The sequence below is a fragment of the Mumia xiangluensis genome, assembly GCF_010994095.1.
GTDB lineage: Bacteria > Actinomycetota > Actinomycetes > Propionibacteriales > Nocardioidaceae > Mumia > Mumia xiangluensis.
In genome coordinates this window covers 48807-67589 of sequence record NZ_WJYO01000008.1, presented here as the reverse complement: position 1 = coordinate 67589, position 18783 = coordinate 48807, and the positions used below count along the sequence as shown (strand labels likewise).

14 protein-coding genes are annotated in these 18783 nt (G+C 68.7%); 5 read left to right on the top strand and 9 right to left on the bottom strand.

Going from position 1 to position 18783, the window contains the following annotated elements:
- Positions 1-9 precede the first annotated feature (9 nt).
- Positions 10-2100: a glycosyltransferase gene (locus GH747_RS21875; protein ID WP_163695207.1), complete on the top strand. Its 2091-nt coding sequence runs from the start codon at positions 10-12 to the stop codon at positions 2098-2100.
- On the opposite strand, the gene GH747_RS21870 is transcribed toward GH747_RS21875, so the two are convergent.
- Entirely contained in the window at positions 2090-4630 is a 2541-nt protein-coding gene (locus GH747_RS21870; RefSeq protein WP_149767125.1) for a bifunctional glycosyltransferase/CDP-glycerol:glycerophosphate glycerophosphotransferase, read from the bottom strand. The two genes, GH747_RS21875 and GH747_RS21870, sit on opposite strands and share 11 nt — an antisense overlap.
- A 170-nt stretch (positions 4631-4800) precedes the next feature.
- On the bottom strand, positions 4801-6042 hold the full coding sequence (locus tag GH747_RS21865; RefSeq protein WP_228552710.1) for a nucleotide sugar dehydrogenase: 1242 nt from the start codon (positions 6040-6042) through the stop codon (positions 4801-4803).
- A gap of 98 nt (positions 6043-6140) precedes the next feature.
- Here GH747_RS21865 and wecB point away from each other — a divergent pair, with 98 nt between their 5' ends.
- Both wecB and GH747_RS21855 read left to right on the top strand, forming a co-directional pair.
- Positions 6141-7220: a non-hydrolyzing UDP-N-acetylglucosamine 2-epimerase gene (wecB, locus tag GH747_RS21860; RefSeq protein WP_149767129.1), complete on the top strand. Its 1080-nt coding sequence runs from the start codon at positions 6141-6143 to the stop codon at positions 7218-7220.
- 327 nt (positions 7221-7547) lie between these two features.
- Entirely contained in the window at positions 7548-8165 is a 618-nt protein-coding gene (locus GH747_RS21855; protein WP_163695209.1) for an FkbM family methyltransferase, read from the top strand.
- 39 nt (positions 8166-8204) lie between these two features.
- On the opposite strand, the gene GH747_RS21850 is transcribed toward GH747_RS21855, so the two are convergent.
- From GH747_RS21850 to GH747_RS21820, 7 genes are all read right to left on the bottom strand, one after another.
- The gene (locus tag GH747_RS21850; protein ID WP_149767133.1) at positions 8205-8540 is read right to left on the bottom strand and encodes a histone-like nucleoid-structuring protein Lsr2; all 336 of its coding nucleotides are present in this window, start codon (positions 8538-8540) and stop codon (positions 8205-8207) included.
- Positions 8541-8593: 53 nt separating this feature from the next.
- Positions 8594-10099 (bottom strand): lysine--tRNA ligase, encoded by a 1506-nt coding sequence (gene lysS / locus GH747_RS21845; protein ID WP_149767135.1) that lies wholly within the window; start codon positions 10097-10099, stop codon positions 8594-8596.
- A gap of 31 nt (positions 10100-10130) precedes the next feature.
- Complete coding sequence (locus tag GH747_RS21840) at positions 10131-10901, bottom strand: type III pantothenate kinase (protein ID WP_149767137.1); 771 nt, start codon at positions 10899-10901, stop codon at positions 10131-10133.
- 25 nt (positions 10902-10926) lie between these two features.
- Entirely contained in the window at positions 10927-11352 is a 426-nt protein-coding gene (gene panD, locus GH747_RS21835) for an aspartate 1-decarboxylase (RefSeq protein WP_149767139.1), read from the bottom strand.
- Complete coding sequence (gene panC / locus GH747_RS21830; RefSeq protein ID WP_149767141.1) at positions 11352-12221, bottom strand: pantoate--beta-alanine ligase; 870 nt, start codon at positions 12219-12221, stop codon at positions 11352-11354. The genes panD and panC overlap by 1 nt, the downstream gene beginning before the upstream one ends.
- A complete protein-coding gene (locus GH747_RS21825) occupies positions 12218-13141 on the bottom strand; it encodes a Rossmann-like and DUF2520 domain-containing protein (protein WP_149767142.1) in 924 nt (307 codons plus the stop codon). The genes panC and GH747_RS21825 overlap by 4 nt, the downstream gene beginning before the upstream one ends.
- 116 nt (positions 13142-13257) lie before the next feature.
- Entirely contained in the window at positions 13258-14295 is a 1038-nt protein-coding gene (locus GH747_RS21820; RefSeq protein WP_149767144.1) for a DUF6270 domain-containing protein, read from the bottom strand.
- Between the two features lie 131 nt (positions 14296-14426).
- On the opposite strand from GH747_RS21820, the gene GH747_RS21815 reads away from it, so the two are divergent.
- Entirely contained in the window at positions 14427-15527 is a 1101-nt protein-coding gene (locus GH747_RS21815) for a mannose-1-phosphate guanylyltransferase (RefSeq protein WP_149767146.1), read from the top strand.
- A gap of 92 nt (positions 15528-15619) precedes the next feature.
- Positions 15620-18703, top strand: coding sequence for a bifunctional glycosyltransferase/CDP-glycerol:glycerophosphate glycerophosphotransferase (locus GH747_RS21810; protein WP_149767148.1), 3084 nt, complete (start codon positions 15620-15622; stop codon positions 18701-18703).
- Positions 18704-18783 lie beyond the last annotated feature (80 nt).

Genomic DNA, 18783 nt, shown 5'->3' with positions numbered 1-18783 from the left:
CAGCCGACGGTGACCGTCATCGTCCCGAGCTACCTCGGCGCCAAGCTCCTGCCGACCAGCCTCGGCTCGCTGGCGCGGCAGACCCTCGCACCACGAGAGTTCGAGGTGGTCGTTGTCCTCAACGGTCCCGAAGACGAGTCACGGACGGCGATCGACGATGTTCGCACCGCGTTCCCTGAGCTCCGCCTACGCATCGTGGAGGCCTCGACCGCAGGTGCAGGCAACGCGCGCAACCTCGGCCTGGACGCGGCCGCAGGGCGGTCCGTGACGTTCGTCGATGCTGACGACGAGGTCACGCCGGGCTACCTGAAGGCGCTGCTCGCGCACGCCGGGCTGGGGATCGTCCCCGTCGCCTCGGTCGCCGACGTCACGGACGGCGGCGCGGCGCCGACCTTCGACAACTACCTGTCGAACCGCCTCCTGGCCCGGGCCGGCGAGGTGACCGACCCGACGCAGATCCCGTCCTCCCTCGGTTTCGTGGCCGGCAAGATCATCCCGACCGCGGTGGCACGTGCCAGCAGGTTCGACACGACCCTGCGCAGCGGGGAGGACGTGGTCTACTGGTTCGACGTGTTCGAAGCCGCCCCGTTCCGGATCCGGCCCGTCGCCCTCGACTCCGACGGTGTCTACCTCCGTCACGTGGTGGCGAACTCGATCTCCCGGCAGGCGCGCTCCTATGACTTCTCGGTGACTCAGCGGCTCGACGTCATCGAACGGCTCTGGTCCCGACCGGCCGAGGAACCCCGAAGCCGCAAGCTCCGTGCGTCCTTCATCTCCGGGCAGGTCTCGCTCGTGAATGCCCATCTACGTGTCGAACCGGACGACCACACGAGGGTCGTGGAGGACATCCGGTCCCGCGGGCTCGAGGACGCGATCCCGTGGCGCCGCCTCAACGCGGGCATTGCGCGCGACCTCGGGATCCTCTACTCGTTCCTCCCCTACGCCGACACCAGTGCACTCGTCGCCGCGCGTCGCATCCGCGATCGCGGTGTCGTCGTCGACGTCGTGTCCAACAAGATGGGAGCGGACAAACCCACCGACTGGTCCGCAGGCGTCATCGCGCGCGAGAACCTCGACAGGACTTTCGAGGTCGACGCGCGTACCGCGGCCTTCGAGTGGGGCCCGTTGAAGACGTTCACCCGCCGTGCGCTGGCCAAGGTGGCCGAGTGGGAGGACGAGAAGGGCCTCTACCGGAGCGTCTACAGCAGGACGATGTGGCCGGGGTCCAACCTCGTCGCCGCCCTGCTGAAGCTCCGCCGACCGGAGATCCGCTGGATCGCGGAGTTCTCCGACCCCCAGCTCTTCAACGCGTACGGGCAGCGTCGCGTCGGTCAAGCGAGCACCGACTCCCTGTGGAAGGAGCTTGCCGCCGGGCTGGCATCGGCAGGCGTGGACGCGCCCGCTGACCGCAACATCCCCCATCTCGTGGAGCTCCTGGCCTACGCGCTCGCGGACGAGATCGTCTTCACCAATCAGCACCAACGCACGTTCATGCTCGACTACCTTCCCGAGCAGCAGCTGGTCGAGCGCGTTCTGGAACGCTCACGGGTCTCGCACCACCCGACGCTCCCCGAGTCCTTCTACCACCGCGTCGACGGTGAGTACCCGCTCGAGCCGGGTTTGCTCAACATGGCCTACTTCGGCGCCTTCTACGCCACGCGTGGCCTTACTGAGGTCGTCGAGGCGCTGAAGGCGCTGACGCCTGCCGAACGGACGAAGGTTCGCCTGCACGTGTTCACGTCGGATCCCGCGACCCTGTCACAGGAGCTCGAGGCACACGGTCTGACGGACGTCGTCACTGCAAACCCGTACGTCTCCTACTTCGCATTCCTCGAGCTGACCACCCGCATGGACGTCCTTCTCGTCAACGACGCCCGGACTCGCGACCACTACGACGTCAATCCGTTCCTGCCATCGAAGTGGTCCGACTACGCAGGCAGTGGCAGCGACGTCTGGGCCGTCGTCGAGGAAGGCAGCATCTTGTCGACGATGCCGACGGCCTACCGGTCGCCTCTCGGCGATCCCGGGGCCGCCGTCGCCGCGGTGCGCCGGATGCTCGCAGATCGCGGTCTCGCGGACGCGCCGGACCTCACTCGTTGAGGTCGGGCGCGCGGTACTTCCGCGCGGACCCCTCGATCGCGGCGACGACGCGCTCGCGGCAGCGCCCGTCCCGCTGGGGGAACGTCGCCGCGACCCGGTCGAGGTAGAGCTGGTCGGGAGCGTGTCCGCGGTCGACGATGTCGACCGCGGCGGCGACCGCGGCGTCCGCGGTCTCGGTGACCGGTCCGAAGCCGTCCCGGTCGTACTCAAAGTAGCCGGCCCGTCCGACGTGCCCGCCCTGCGTCATGCGCTCTCGGTCGAACTGGAAGTACACGACCGGCCGGTCGAGGTAGGCAGCATTGAAGGCGACCGAGGAGTAGTCCGTCACCAGGACGGCGGACCGGGCGAACAGCTCACGGACGTCGCGGCCCTCGAAGCTCATGACCTCGACGTGGTCCGGAAGGTCGAGTCGGCCCGCCAGCACGTCCATGTTCGGGTGCGGGAGGAACGCCACCTTGAGACCGTGCCGGGCTGCCGCGTCGGCCAGCTCCTTCGACCGCAGGACGGCCAACCACTCCTGTACGTAGTCGGTCTCCTCGATGCCGTCGATGAGGTCCCGTCGTTGAGAGCCGCGCTTGAGCGGAGGAACCAGCCAGACGCGCCAGGTCGGGCACACCAGCACGAGGTCCCGCTCATCGGGTCCGAACCGCTGGCCCTGCTCGAACAACAGGTCGAACCGCGGAAGACCGGTCAGCTTCGTCTCTCGCTCGGTGTAGATGTACGGGGTGTCGTCCCCGACGATCGAGTCGTGCTCCTGCTGGGTGCTGGTGATGAACACGTCGAGCGGTCGGTGGTTGAGCCAGCTGGACAGGTCGTCCTTGATCACTCCGTGCTGCAGGAAGGTGAACCGGTAGGCGGGCGTCGCGAGCGCCGTGATCGCCGGCGGACGACACACCGCGATGTCAGCGTGCGACGACACCAGGTGCCGGCAGTTGAGCATCAAGATCTTCCACAGCACGGAGCCGTGCGCGACCACCCGGCGCCCGTACGCTGCACGCAGGCGCTTCCAGTCAGGCGTTCCTCGCTGGACGGTGAAGTACGCGTCGATGTCCTGGCGGTTCTCGCGGACGTACTGGAAGAGATGCTCGGCACTGTCATCAGCGTTGTGGATGCGGTCCATCAGCACCCACGAGCTCCGGAGCCTCCGGCTCACGGGCCGGCTTCTGGCCACACGGAGGAGAAGCCGGTCGCGCCAGGCCATGGCGTTCGCACCGCCGGAAGCCTTCCGGCGAGGCTGCAGCGCCTGTCGGAGGCGCGAAGGCGAGAGCGTCCTTGCCGGGACCGGTGGCTGCGCGAACCGGAGCTCACGCACACGACCGGCGACAACCAGACGCAGCGCCCGCGTGGCCGGCACCCAGTGGAGGCGCTCCCGCAGCAACGGACGACCGTGGTAGTAGAGCGCGCGGACCTTCGTGTAGGCCGGTGGCGTGGCTTCACCGCCCGACAGGATCTCGTCGTCAGGCGCCTCCCCGGTGAACCGATAGGCGATGCGGACCAGACCCTGTCGGGAGTCGAGCCGCTCGGCGAGGGCGTACGAGGAGATCCAGGGCTCTTCCCGGTAGGCGTGCAGGAGAACGTCGCGAGAGGCTCCCCGAAGGGGCACGAGCGAGAACGATTGCACCACCTCGGGATCGAGAAAGTCGACGATCTGGGTCATCAGGGCGTGGAACTCGTCGGCCTGGGCGGACGGGGCGACCACCTTCGAACCCGAGTCCTCGGCCGCGAAGTAGTAGCTGAGCTCGTACACGACGAAGTTCTGAAGCCACTCGGGAACATGTCCGAGGTCGCGCTTCGCCGTCTCGAGGGCATCGAGGTAGCCGTGGCGGAGGACGGCCGTGAACCTGCCGGGATGCCGCTGCGAGCTCTGCAACGTGGAGCTCTGGTCGCTGCGCTTGCGGTACTGGTAGCGCGCAGTCGCCAGGAACGCCACCGTCGGTTCCGGCGTGAGCAGCAGGTAGCGGCAGCTGAAGTGACCGTCCTCGAAGTTGGGGCGGATCCGGTGGTCGAACCGCAAGCCGCTCTCACGGAGCCGGTCGACGCGATAGAAGGCGGCCGGTGCACTGCCGTGGAAGTGGTCGGGAAACGTCGTCAATCGCCGTGCGCGGTCACCAGCTGCGAAATGACGGCGCAGCGGGTGCTTGTCCGCGACATTGCCCGTGGAGTCGTTGAGAAGGACACGGTTGGTAGCCACCATGTCGATATCGTCACGACCGTCGAGGAAGTCGACGACGCTGCGGATGTAGCCGGGCTCGAGGATGTCGTCGGGGTCGGGAAACGTGACCCACTCGCCGAGCGCGACCTCGAGACCCGCATTGCGTGCGGCGCCCTGGCCGGCGTTCTGCTGGGTGAGGACACGCACCGTCCCAGGCCGTCTGCTCTCCCAGGCGCGGAGATCCGCGAGGGTCTCGTCGTTCGACCCGTCATCGACCATCACGACTTCGAGGAGCCCTGGGTTCTCAGCCATCTGAACCTCGACGGAGGCGATGAAGTCGGGGAGGTAGCGTGCCACGTCGTACGCGGCAGAGACCATCGAGAACCGTGGTCGCGGTGAACCGTCCACTCGGACAAGACCTTCCGTCGGAATTCGCACAGGGGGCCGGCAGCGCGGCCGGACGAGGGTCGATCGTACCTACCCGCTCGACGACGCCCAGCATCGGCACGCGAGGGCCCGCGTGCCCACGATGCACCCGGGCCGCTGCGTCAGAGGCGTTCGACTCCTGGCTCGTCGACGACACCACGCAGGTCCAGGAAGCGGCGTGCCGCCTCTGCCAGGGCACGGAGGTCGAAGCCTGCGTGGTTCTGGACGAGCACCACGACATCCGCAGTGGCGGCGGCCTCGAGGAGCGACTCGCCCCCGACCGGACGGGCCCCTTCCACCTCCCAGTCGTCGACGTACAGGTCGTGGTAGCTCAACGATGCCCCCTGGGCGAGCAGCTGCTCGGCGAGGGGCTTCGCGGGGGTCTCACGCTGGTCGGCGATGTCCGGCTTGTAGGTGATACCGAGAAGCAGGACCTGGGCCCCCCGCAGGGCGATGGCGTCGTGGTTGAGCAGGTCCTGGATGCGCTGGACGACGTAGCGCGGCATCCCGGCGTTGATCTCCTGCGCGAGCTCGACGAAGCGGAACGGGTAGCCGAGCTGCTCCTTGACGCGGTGCGAGAGGTAGTTGGGGTCGATCGGGATGCAGTGTCCTCCGACGCCGGGGCCTGGCCGGAAGGCCTGGAAGCCGAACGGCTTGGTCGCGGCCAGGTCGATGACGTTCCAGAAGTCGATGCCGAGCTCGTGAGAGAACCGTGCCATCTCGTTGACGAGCGCGATGTTGACGTGGCGATAGGTGTTCTCCAGCAGCTTCGCCATCTCGGCCTCGCGGGTGCCCCTTGCGGGAACGACCTGCTCGACGAGCTGCGCGTAGAAGGCTGTGGCCTGCTTGCCGCACTGATCGGTGAGGCCGCCGACGACCTTGGGTGTGTTGGCGATGGTGAAGGTCTGGTTGCCGGGATCGACTCGCTCGGGCGAGAACGCGAGCGCGAAGTCCTCGCCGGCCATCAGGCCGGACCGCTCCTCGAGAACCGGGCGGAGGACCTCATCGGTCGTCCCCGGGTAGGTCGTCGACTCGAGGACCACGAGGGTGCCCTTCGTCAGGTGCTCGCCGATCGCGCGCCCTGCGGACAGCACGGCCCCCAGGTCGGGGCCCCCTGCCGGGCCCAGCGGGGTGGGAACGCAGATGACCACGGTGTCGGCCGTCGCCACTACGGAGCTGTCCGTCGTCGCTCGGAAGCCGCCGTCGAGCATCTCGGAGATCTCAGCATCGCTCAGGTCGTCGACGTGCGAGACGCCGGCGCTCAGGCCCTCGACGACTCGGCGCGACGTATCGAGCCCGATGACGTCCAAGCCCTTGCGGACGGCCTGCTGTGCCAGGGGCAGGCCAACATAGCCCATACCCACGATGACTAGAGTGGTCAACTCAGAACCTCTTTCGCTGTGTCGCGCCCAAGTCTGACACAGTGCCCCACCCCGCCCTCACGTCCAGCCCAGAAGGAACCATGTCAGACCTCGTCATGCACATCACCGGTGCGCGGCCGAACTTTCCCAAGGCTGCTCCGGTCGTCGCCGCGCTCGCAGAGCGTGGGGTTGCGCAGAAGCTCGTCCACACCGGCCAGCACTACGACGACAACATGTCCGCCGTGTTCTTCCGCGAGCTCGGACTCCCGCATCCCGATGTGAACCTGGGAGTCGGCTCGGGTAGCCACGCGTCGCAGACTGCTGCGATCATGACCGCGCTCGAGGCCGTGGTGCTGGAGGACCGTCCAACACTGGTCATGGTCTACGGCGACGTCAACTCCACACTTGCTGCCGCGCTCGTCGCTTCCAAGCTGGGCATCGGGATCGCGCACGTCGAGGCGGGCCTTCGGTCCTTCGACTGGACGATGCCCGAGGAGATCAACCGGGTGGTGACGGACCGTCTGGCGGACCGCCTCTACGCCACGAGCGCTGACGCGGTCGCCCACCTGGGCAACGAGGGCGTCTCCGCCGACAAGATCCGCCTGGTGGGCAACCCCATGATCGACACACTGCTGGCCCACCGCGACAGGTTCGACGGCTCACGGGTGCGCGACGAGCTCGGTCTCGCCGACAGGTACGGCGTCGCAACCCTTCACCGCCCGGGCAACGTGGACGATCCGGCAGCTCTCAAGCCGCTCGTCGAGGCGCTCACCTCGGTCGCCGACGAGATCGACATCGTGCTGCCGGTTCACCCCCGCGGCGCCGCACGCCTGGAGCAGTCGGGCCTCTTGGCGCATCCACGGGTCCACGCCGTCGATCCTGTCGGCTACACCGAGTTCCTCGGGCTGGTCGCCGACTCCGCGCTCGTCGTCACCGACTCCGGCGGCATCCAGGAGGAGACGACCGTTCTCGGCGTCCCCTGCCTGACTCTTCGTCCGAACACCGAGCGCCCGGTCACCATCACGGACGGTACCAACCAGCTGGTGAATCCTCAGTCCCTGCCGGCCGCAGCCGCCAAGGCGCTCGCCGCTGGTCGCCCGACCACGTGGCCCGTTCCGCCGCTCTGGGACGGCCACGCGGGGGAACGCATCGCCCGCGACGTGGTGAACATGCTCGACTGAGACCTGCCGAGCGGCTTCCCACCTCCCGTGGTTCGTGGGTACTGTGATCCGAATTCCTACCCCTGGGACGGAGTCCACGTGAGCTCGACCGTTAAGCGAACCGCGACAAGGATCGTCAAACCGATCGTCGGCGACAAGACTTGGCAGCGGCTTCGGCGACTCGGGGGTGCGCCTCAACCCCAGCCGCCTGCGGTGTCTTCGCGTTCGCAGGCGCCTCCGCCGTCACCTCCCCCCTCGGGCGCGACTGTCGATGCATCGACTGCACGAGCGTGGTTCGAGCGACGCCGTCCCACGTACGTCCACCTGGCCAAGAGCGTCCAGCCCTATGTGCCGGTCGACGGCGTCGTGTTCGACGTCGGCGGCAATATCGGATTCTTCACCGAGGTTCTGGCCGAGACGGTGGGTTTCCGCGGCACGGTCCATCTGTTCGAGCCGCTCCGCAACCTTGCCGACCTCTGCACAGAGAATCTCTCGGGCAAGGCCTACACACCGATCGTTCACGCCTACGGTCTCGGCGCACAGGACGAGTCAACCGAGATCTTCGTCGCCGCCGACGGGAACCTGGGCTGGAACACTCTGATCGCTGACAAGACGCAGCCGGAGATGACGACGACACCGATCGCGATCCGCGCATTCGACGGCACAGGGATCAAGGATGTCCCGGACTTCGTCAAGATCGACGTCGAGGGCGCGGAATACCTTGTCCTCCGCGGGCTCCTCCCGGCGCTGCAGACGTGGGAGACCCTCCCGGTGATTCTCTGCGAGATCGGCTGGGGAGAGAGCCACCCGGCTTGGGACGAGGAGCTGGCAGTCTTCGACGAGCTCGCCAAGCTCGGCTACAGCGCCCAGGATCTCGACGGCGGGCCGATCGAGGTCGCCGCGATCAGGAAGACGACGGACGTTCTGCTCGTCCCCGGAGATCCGGCAGCGCAGACCGCCGAGTGACAGGCTTTGCGGGCGCCACCGCCCGCAAAGCCTGAGCAGTTACTGTGCGGCTTCGTACGCCGCCCGCAACTCCTCGGACACCCGTCCGCGCTCGGAGACCTCGTAGCCGTTCTCGCGCGCCCACTCGCGGATTTCGGACGCCGACGACGACCCGCTCGCGCGACGTTTCGCGCTGCCTCCGCTGGAGCGTCGCCGGGCACCTCGGGCCTTGCGAGCCTCCGCGACGTACGGGGCTACAGCATCCCTCAGCTTCTTCGCATTCTTTGCCGAGAGGTCGATCTCGTACGAAACGCCGTCGAGAGCGAAGGAAATGGTTTCTTCGGCTTCTCCGCCGTCGATGTCGTCGACCAGGATCACCTGAATTTTCTGGGCCATGAGGGGAAATATACGCCGCCATTTCTTCGGCGACAATTCACGTGCTCAGGAGTTCATACTTCGCGGGCCGCGGGAAAAAGAATTGCCTCCCGAATTCCTACGCCCATCAGGAGCATGACCAGTCGATCGACGCCGAGACCCATCCCTCCGGCGGGCGGCATGCCGAACTCGAGCGCGCGGAGGAAGTCCTCGTCGACCTCCATCGCCTCGGGGTCGCCGGCAGCGGCCAGCTCGGCCTGCTCGACGAGCATCGCACGCTGGAGGACCGGGTCGTTCAGCTCCGAGTACGCGGGCGCCAGCTCGACGCCGTTGATGATGAGGTCGAACGCCTCCGCCAGGCCTGGCTTGCTGCGGTGCGGCTTGGCCAGCGGTCGGACCGACTGCGGATAGTCGGCGACGAACGTGGGCTGGATCAGTGTGTGCTCGACGAGCTTCTCGAACAGCTCCAGGACGATCTCCCCGGCACCCCAGCCGTCGCGCAAGGCGACGTCATGCTCCGCCGCCAGCTTGCGCAGCGTGGCTGCGTCGGTGTCGACGTCGACGACGGCCCCGACCGCCTCGCCGACGAGCTCGTGGATGGTCGCCCAACGCCAGTCGGCCTCGAGGTCGATCTCCACGCCGTCCCGCCCGGGAACGACCGTGCGATCCAGGGCACGAGCCGCGTCGCGGACGAGGTCGCGCAGGAGCTCCGCCATCGTGTGGTAGTCGCCGTACGCCTGGTAGGCCTCGAGCATCGCGAACTCCACATTGTGGGTGTTGTCGACGCCCTCGTTGCGGAAGGTCTTGGCGATCTCGTAGACCCGATCGACGCCCCCGACGAGCGCGCGCTTGAGGTGGAGCTCCAGCGCGATCCGCAGCAGCATCTCCTGGTCGAAGGCGTTCATGTGCGTCTTGAACGGCCGCGCGGCAGCGCCGCCGTTGGTGAACTGGAGCACCGGCGTCTCCACCTCGACGAAGTCGCGGCCGTCGAGCGTGCGTCGCAAGGACTGCAGGATCTTCGCCTTGGCCCGGACGATCTCACGGGCCTCGGGACGCACGACGAGGTCGACGTAACGCATCGTCGCCCGCAGGTCGTTCGACAGCGGGTTGTGCTCGTTCGGCAGCGGACGCAGCGTCTTCGCGGCTACCTGCCACCGGCGGACCGCGATCGAGAGCTCCCCCCGGCGGCTCGTGATGACCTCCCCCTCCACGGCGAGGTGGTCGCCGAGGTCGACGAGCGCCTTGAAGTCTGCGAGCGACTCCTCCCCCACCTCCGCGAGCGAGAGCATCGCCTGCATCTCGCTGCCGTTGCCCTCCCGAAGCCGGACGAAGCAGAGCTTGCCGGTGTTGCGGAGGAAGATCACCCGGCCCGCCGTGGCGACCTCGAGGCCGGTGTGCGCGTCCGGGCCGAGGACGTCAGCGTCGTGGGTCCCGACGATCTCGGTGATGGTGTGGGTGAACGGAACCGTCAGCGGGTACGGGGCGACGCCTGCGTCGATCATGCGCTGACGCTTCTCGAGCCGGACGCGCATCTGCTCCGGGAGGTCGTCAGTGTGCTGGGGCGGGACGGCGTCGGTCATGCCGACCAGGGTAGTCGGGGGCCCTGGCGGGTCAGGCGTTGCGTTCGGCCACGATGCGCAGGCCGATGAGTGTGAGGTCCGGGACGTGCGCGGTGACGGTCGTGCACTCGCCGAGCACGACGTCGGCGTTGCTCCCCGTCGCGACCACCGCGACGTCGTCGGTGCCGAGCGCCTCGATCATGCGAGTCACGATCCCGTCGACCAGTCCGGCAAACCCGAAGACCATGCCTGACTGGATGGCCTCGACCGTATTCTTGGCGACCACGCCCCGAGGGCGGACGAGCTCGACCGATCGCAGCTGAGCGCCGCGCCGAGCGAGCGCGTCCAGCGAGATGCCGATGCCCGCCGAGATCGCGCCGCCGACGTACCGTCCCTGAGCATCGACCACGTCGAAGGTCGTGGCCGTGCCGAGGTCGACGACGATGCAAGGTCGCCCTGCGTACAGGACGCCGGCTGCGGCGGCGTTCACGATACGGTCCGCGCCGACCTCGCGGGGGTTGTCCATCAAGATCGACACCCCGGTTCGCGTGCCCGGCTCGACGATGGAGACCGCGCAATGGCCGTAGTGGCGCTCCAGCAGCAGGCGCATCTCGTGCAGGATCGCGGGCACCGTGCACGACAGCGCCACTGCTTCGACCGGCCCAGCGGCGCTCTGCGAGAGCAGTCCCTGGACGAGCAGGTGCCACTCGTCCGCGGTCCGCGAGTCAAGCGATGCCACGCGCCAGCTCGCGGTCAGCTCGTCACCGTCGAAGACGCCGACGACCGTCTGGCTGTTTCGGACGTCGAGGCAGAGCAGGCTCACTGCCCCATCATGGCGCAGCGGGTGCTCAGGCGGTCGGGGTGGCCGTGAGATCACCGCGCACCGTGGCGCTGCCGGGGACCGGCGCGGCCGGGTCGGAGCCGGTGCCGAGGATTCGGTTCTCGGTGTCGACGAACACTACGCGCGGCTGGAGCTCTCGCGCCTCGGCATCTGTCACCTGTGCGTATGCGATGAGGATGACGAGGTCGCCGGGGTGCACGAGGCGGGCGGCTGCACCGTTGATGCCGATCACGCCCGAGCCGCGCTCGCCCTCGATCGTGTAAGTCTCGAGCCGCGCACCGTTGTCGATGTCGACGATGTGGACGAGCTCACCGGGCAGGATGTCCGCGGCGTCCAGCAGGTCTGTGTCGACCGTCACCGAGCCCACGTAGTGCAGGTCGGCCTGGGTCACTGTCGCCCGGTGGATCTTGGACTTCATCATGGTCCGCAGCATCAGGTGTCCTTGTCCGCGCCGAGGGAGACGGCGACGTTGTCGATCAGGCGGGTCGACCCGAGACGAGCCGCCACCAGCAGCCGCGCCTCCTGACCGGGGAGCGGGTCGGTGAGGTCGGCCGCGCGGAGGGTGAGGTAGTCGACGTCCACGCCATCCGCCTCCCCGAACGCCTTCTGCGCGGCGTCGAGGACCGCGACCGCGCCGGAGGGACCGGCGTCGGCACCCGCCCGCAGCGCTCGCGACAGCGAGACGGCGAGCTCGCGCTGGGCGTTGTCCAGATAGCGGTTGCGCGACGAGAGGGCGAGGCCGTCGTCCTCTCGGACGGTGGCGCATCCCACCACGACGACCGGGAGACAGAGCGTGCGCACCATCTGCCGGATGAGGACGAGCTGCTGGTAGTCCTTCTCGCCGAACACGGCGAAGTCCGGCCGCGCCAGGCCGAAGAGCTTGGCGACCACCGTGAGGACGCCGCGGAAGTGCGTCGGCCGGACGGCACCTTCGAGCTCGGACCCGAGCGGCCCAGGGTCGACGTTCACGCCGACGGCACCGGGCCCCTCTGGGTACATCTCGGTGACCTCGGGGTGGTAAACGACGTCGGCTCCGGCTCGGGAGAGCTTCTCGAGATCGGCGTCGAAGGTACGTGGGTAACGGTCGAGGTCCTCCCCCGCGCCGAACTGCGTGGGGTTGACGAAGATCGAGACCACGACCACGTCGGCGAGGTCACGGGCTCGAGCGACCAGGGCGAGGTGACCGTCGTGCAGAGCGCCCATCGTCGGCACCAGGGCGACCGTCAGACCCTGCGCGCGTGCAGGAGCGAGCGCGGCGTCGAGCGTGCCACGCGTGGAGACGACCACCGGGCCGATACTCATGCGCCGGTCCGCGAGTCCTCGTCGGCGACCAGCGTGGCGAGGAGATCCCACTCGGACTCACGCAGCACCCTGCGGATCGCGCGTGCGCGAGACTCGTCGAGCCGCCCGTCTGCGACGGCGTGCGCCGTGGTCGCGCGCGCCATCGCGACGTACGCGTCCATCGTGGGCGCGGGCTGCTCCTCGAGAGCGGCGAGGTGGGCGCGCACGGTCTCGACGTCACCGCGTACGACCGGTCCGGTGAGTGCCGCGTCCTCGTAGAGGAGCGCGTTGTCCAGCGCGGCCGTGAGGAGGGGGCGTAGGACCGCCGCAGGATCCTCGGCGCCGGTACGGCGCAGGACCTGCATGGCCTGCGACACGATCGTGACGAGGTGGTTGGAGCCGTGCGCGAGTGCCGCGTGGTACGTCGTACGGTCCTCGTCGCGAATCCACATCGGCCGTCCGCCGAGGTCGGCGACAAGACCTTCGGCGATCGCGCGGTCGTCTGCGGCGGCGGTGAGGCCGAAGACGCAGCCGCTGAGCCGGGCGAGGTCGACATCGGTGCCCGTGAAGGTCATCGCGGGGTGCAACGCGACAGGGCGCGCACCGACGTGCGCTGCGGCCGCGAGCACGCTGAGGCCGTGCCGTCCGCTCGTGTGCACGACGACCTGGCCCGGGCGGAGGTGACCGTCCAGGGCGAGCCCGGCGACGAGGCCTGCGAGCGCGTCGTCAGGGACGGCGAGGACGAGGACGTCCGAGCGGGCCGCTACCTCGGCAGGGCTGAGGAGCGGGACACCGGGGAGGAGGGTGTCGATGCGGGTCTGCGATGCGGCGGATCGGCCGCTGGCGGCGACGATCTCGTGGCCGGCCTCGCGCAGCCGGGCGGCGAGCACCGCTCCGACGCGACCTGCACCGACCACGCCTACGGCGTGGAGGGACTTCATCGAAGTGCCTTTCGTTCCAGTCCCACGGGCGGGGTACCAGACAAACGGACGCTTCTAGTCTACGTGCGCGAAACCTCGCCGTAACCCGCCTGTGGCGCGCCTCACATCTCGATGCGTCAAGCCCGGCTACGGCGGAGCCGAGAGACGGCACGACGCAACGGAGTGCGCTCGAGGCGCGCGACGCGCTCACGCAACCGGGCTGTCGCCTCCTCGAGCTCGCCGTACCGCCGCGTGATCTCGTCGAGCTGCTCCGTCCGGGCAGACAGATCCCGCTCGAGAGTCGAACGCGCGCCACTCTCGATCTCCGCCACCATCTGCGGTGAGGCCGTCCCTTCGTCCGCAACGACGATCTTGTGCATCTCGGCGAGGAAGCGCCGGTAGTAGTCGTCGGGATAGTGCACGTAGAACGGTCCCCACGGATGCTCGTCGTAGGTCGGGAACACGTCGCCCGTGAGATCGATCGAGGCCGCACGGAGGACTTTCACGGCTCGCGCGTCCATGCGGCTCCACAACGCGTTCGCGGAATCCACGTCGATCTTGTGGAGCCGTCGCGCTCGACGGTGCTCGCCACGCAACGGAACCAGGTGCGGCCGGTCGGGAAGATCCAGCCAACCGGTGTGATGGCCGTGGTGGACGATGACCTTCGACCGAGGGAGGTGCTCGGCGAGGAAGCCGGCGAAGCGGTCGAGCGCCTCTGACCACAGGGCGAAGTAGGCATCGGGATCCTCGCGGCCCCGAACCTGCTCGAGACGCCCCTCGTCGCGGAGCCGTCGGTAGAGATCGGTGTGACGGACCTTCCACCGGTTGTCGGTCAGGAAGCGACCATCGGGGAGTCGTACGCAACCGAAGTGGGCATCACCAAAGAAGTCCACGACGAGGTAGGCGGGCTGCAGCCGGACGACGTCGACCAGGAACGACTTGCTGAGCTCCGTGCGAACGTTCCAGAGGTCGTACTCGGACATGACCCGCGTGGGCTCCCATGCCTCGAGGACGGGCTCCGACATGAGGCTGAGGAGCGACATCTGGTTCTGCAAGAGATCGCACCGATAGGTCTCCTTGTAGCCCGGGTTGAACCGCGAGTTGAAGCAGTCCCGGGTGATGCAGCTGCCGAAGACCGCCACGCTCCTTGGCTCGGCGTCAGGCGTACGGTCCATGCTTGCGAGCAACCTCTTCGTCGGTCGTGCGGCGCTCCCGGGAGGGCGAGCGAACGCCTCCGGCGATCGTACATCCGCAGACGACTAGTCTGGACCCGCACGTGTGGAGGACGCAGAGGAGGAACCGCCCGGTGGAAGACGTTGTGCCATCGCTGCACGCCATCATTCCTGCCGGCGGGGCCGGCACCCGACTGTGGCCCGTGTCACGCGCAGGACACCCGAAGTTCCTCATCGACCTCACCGGCAGCGGTCGCAGCCTCCTGCAGCAGACGTACGACCGCCTCGTACCGCTGGTGGGGAAGGCAGGGGTCAACGTGATCACGGGTGCGCGCCATCGCGAGGCCGTCGTCGCCCAGCTTCCCGACCTCGCCGACGAGCAGATCGTCGCCGAGCCGTCGCCTCGCGACTCGATGCCGGCGATCGGCCTGATGACTGCACTGATCCACCGACGCGACCCGGACGCACTGGTCGCCTCGTTCGCAGCCGACCACCTGATCCTCGACGAGCCAAGGTTCCTGGATGCGGTGCGACAGGCCGCCGACGTCGCTCGGGAGGGCTTCGTCGCCACGATCGGCCTTCGCCCGCTCTCGCCGTCGACGGCCTACGGCTACATCGAGACAGGCGACGCGCTGCCTGCCGCCTCGGATGCTGCCGCCGTGCTTCGCTTCGTCGAGAAGCCCGAGGCAGCGCAAGCACTCGAGTACCTCCGCGCAGGAACGTTCCGCTGGAACGCCGGGATGTTCGTCTCGCGCGCAGACGTCATGCTCGACCACCTGCGCCGTGAGCAACCGCGGTTGCACGCCGGAATCGAGGAGATCGCCGCGGCGTGGGACGGGCCCGACCGTGACGAGGTGCTTGAAGGCACCTGGCCGACGTTGACGAGGATCGCCATCGACCACGCCCTCGCCGAGCCGGTTGCCGCCGCTGGAGGTGTGGCCGTGATCCGGGCCGACTTCGGTTGGAGCGACATCGGCGACTTCGCAGCAGTCTCCCAAGCCGTACTCGGAACGGAGCGAGACCTCGGCATCGTCGGTGACCCCCGGGACGTCGCTGCGGTCGACAGCAGCGGGATCGTGGTGACGTCTGGACGTGCCGTGTCCGTGCTGGGCGTCGAGGACATCGTCGTGGTCGACACGCCCGACGCCCTCCTGGTCACCACGCGGGCTCGGGCCCAGCAGGTGAAGCAACTCGTCGACCACTGGCGGGACGTCGGACGCGAGGACCTCCTCTGAGCGCCCGTCGCGCCCGTCGCGCGCGTGCCGCCGACGCTGTCCGCCGACTCGCCCGGGCAGCGCGAGGCCGCAACCGTCGACCGGCGCTGAGCGTGGTCGTTCCCGTCTACAACGTGGCCCCCTACCTCGACGAGTGCCTCGAGAGCGTTCTCTCCCAGAGCCTGCGCGAGATCGAGGTCATCGCCGTCGACGACGGCTCGACCGACGGCTCGAGCGAGATTCTCGCCCGCCACGCCAGCAACGACCATCGCCTGAGGGTCGTACGCCAGGAGAACGCCGGGCAAGGACCGGCGCGCAACCTCGGCGTCACGCTTGCCAGGGGCACCTTCCTCACGTTCCTGGACGCCGACGACACCCTCCCCGCGACGGCCTATCAGCATGCCGTCCAGACCCTGCAGCGCACCGGTTCGGACTTCGCCGTGGGCGAGGTGAACCGGGTGCGCAACGACGCCCGCTCGGCGGCGCCATGGGCCGCCTCCGTCCATGAGCGCGACCGCCTCGGCATCACCATTGACGACTTCCCGGACGCGCTACAGGACGTGATCGCCTGCAACCGGGTCTTCCGACGACGGTTCTGGGTCGAGGAGGTCGGAGGTTTCGAGGGTCGCGGCGCCTACGAGGACCACGTCCCCATGGTCCGGGCCTATGTCCGGGCAACGCGCTTCGACGTGCTCAAACGAGTCACCTACTACTGGCGCATCCGCGAGAACCAGACCTCGACCGGTCAGCAGAAGCATCAGCTCGCGAACCTCCGTGACCGGGTGGCCGTGAAGGCACAGGCACAGGACCTCCTCGAGCGTGAGGCGTCGGAGACCGTCTTCTCGACATGGCTCGGTCGGGTGCTCGACCTCGACTTCCCGCCGTACGTCAAGCACGCACTGATCGCCGACGACGAGTACCGCGCCGTCCTCGCGCAGGCCTACCGACGACACGTCGCCATGGCCACCCCCCACGCCTGGCGGTCGGTCCGGGTTTTCCACAAGCTGAGAGCATGGCACGTCGCAATGGAGCGGTGGGACGACGTCGAAGCGATCCAGCAGCACGTCCGCGACTACGGCCGGCCACCGAGGGCGCTCGTCCACGACGGACGGGTTGTGGCCGACCTGCCCATCGCGGACGACCTCGATCCGGACACACCTCACGAGCTCTTCGAGCTTTCCGACAGCGAGACGGCGCTCGACGCGCGGCTGCTTCGGGCGTCGTGGGACGATCCGGCTCGTCTGCGCCTTCGCGGCTGGGCCACCGTGCGTGCCGTCGGCCACGGTGGGGACGAGCACCGGATGACACTGTCGCTGCGATCGACAGGCGGGGAGACGATCGTCCTCTCACCTGTCCACGTCGACGAGCCGCGGGCGAACGCCGCCATCGCCGAGCCCGAGGCCGACCATGCGCCGGCGGGGTTCGAGGTCGTGATCGACGTGGAACAGCTGCTCCGTACGCGAGGCGGGCGCACCGGCCGGTGGGTCCTCGAGACTGAGGTCTCCGTCGGCGCGGTGACTCGAGCCGGGGTGTTCTCGAGCCCGGTCGCGGGCGGCTCCGCCGCGCCCCAGAGCCTCACGTCAACTGATGTCCAGGGACACCGGTTGACGCCGTCGTGGGACGCACGCGAGGGCTTCGTGCTGGATCTGGAGCCGCCGAAGCCACCCGCTGAGGAGGGCCCCTCGGGCGTGTCGATCGATGACGCAGCCACCGGTAACGGCTCTCTCGCGATCACGCTCACCGGTGCCGCCGCTGACGAGGCCGCGGTCCGACTCGTTGGTGAGCGCCTCGCCGTCGCAGCCACGGTTGCGGGGAATGTCGGGCTCGGCCGCCGTCTCCTCCTTCCGCTGCGAGCCTCCGTGCTGGGCGGCCCCGAGCAGCCCCTCCCGTCCGGCTCGTACTCGCTCCGGTTGGGCGACGGGACACCCGTGAGTGCCACCACCGGGTTCCGCGCCCGCCTCCCGCTCGAACAGGTGACGCCTGATACCACTGTCCGCTGGACCGTCACTCGAACCGGCGAGGCCCGGCTGACCGTCATGTCCGGGCTCGGGCCGCTCGAGCGGAGCCGCTGGGCCCGCCGACAGGTTCTCCACGGCTACGAGCGCTCGGCGGCCCCCGCTGCCCGCCAGCTGCTGCTCCACAGTCGCGGCGGTCTCGCCGCCGCCGGTTCGCCCGCGGCGATCGCCCGCGCGGCCGCCGACCTCGATCCAGGCCTCAAGGTCGTGTGGTCCACGTCCGACCGCTCCGTCGCCATCCCCGACGGCACCCGACGCGTGATCATCGGAAGCGCTGAGTGGGCCGACGAGGTCCGGCGGTCATGTCTCGTCGTCGCTGACGGACCCCTCGACAACCTCCTCCCGCCCTCCGGGCGACACTGGATGAACCTTGCGGCGCTGCATCCCATCAGCTCGCCCGGGCGCGCCCGCTGGGCGGCCAACGGCTTCTCGCCGGGACATGTGCGCGAGGAGGAGCAACGGCTTGCACGCTGGGACATCCTCGTCGCCGCGGCGCCGTACGCAGAGACCGCCATCCGCTCCGACCTCGGCTTCGGCGGCGAGATCGCCGTGCTGGGCGACCCGGAGGCAGATCTCCTCGTATCGGCCGACGGCGCGGTCGCAGAGCGTGTGCGTGAGCGGCTCGGCCTTGCCCCTGATGCGTTCGTCGTGCTGTACGCGCCCGCCGATCGCCCGGACCGCGCGACCAGCGCACGCACCGCCCGCCTCACCCACCTGCTCGACGTGCAGAAGCTCCAGTCATCCCTCGGCCCGTCGTCGGTGGTCCTCGTCCGGGGAGGGCCGGCGGTCGCTCAGGGCGGCGAGCGCATCCTCGGAGTCCGAGGCGTGGTGGACGTCACCGACTACCCGAACGAGGCCGAGCTGGTGCTCGTGGCCGACGCTGCTGTGCTCGACTACACACCGCTACGACTCACGTGGGCACTCACACGCAAGCCTGTCGTCCTGTTTCAACCAGATCTCGAGGAGTACTCCGCTCTCCACCCCCCGCTCGTGCCGTGGGCGAGGTCCGAGACGGGGCCCGTCGTCACATCGACGCTAGAGGCAGCACACGCGCTGACGGATCCTGCAGGGCTCGTCGAGACCTACACCGATGCGTTCGAGGACGTCAACCGCACCTTCAACGCGCACGCTGACGGTCACGCGGCGGTGCGGGCGGCGGAGCTCCTGCTGAGTCGCCTTTAGACGGTGATGGCCGCCGACAGCGAGTTCACCCCAATTGGTACGTCGCCTCGGTTGCTTGCCTGGTGTCAGCAACCTGCCTG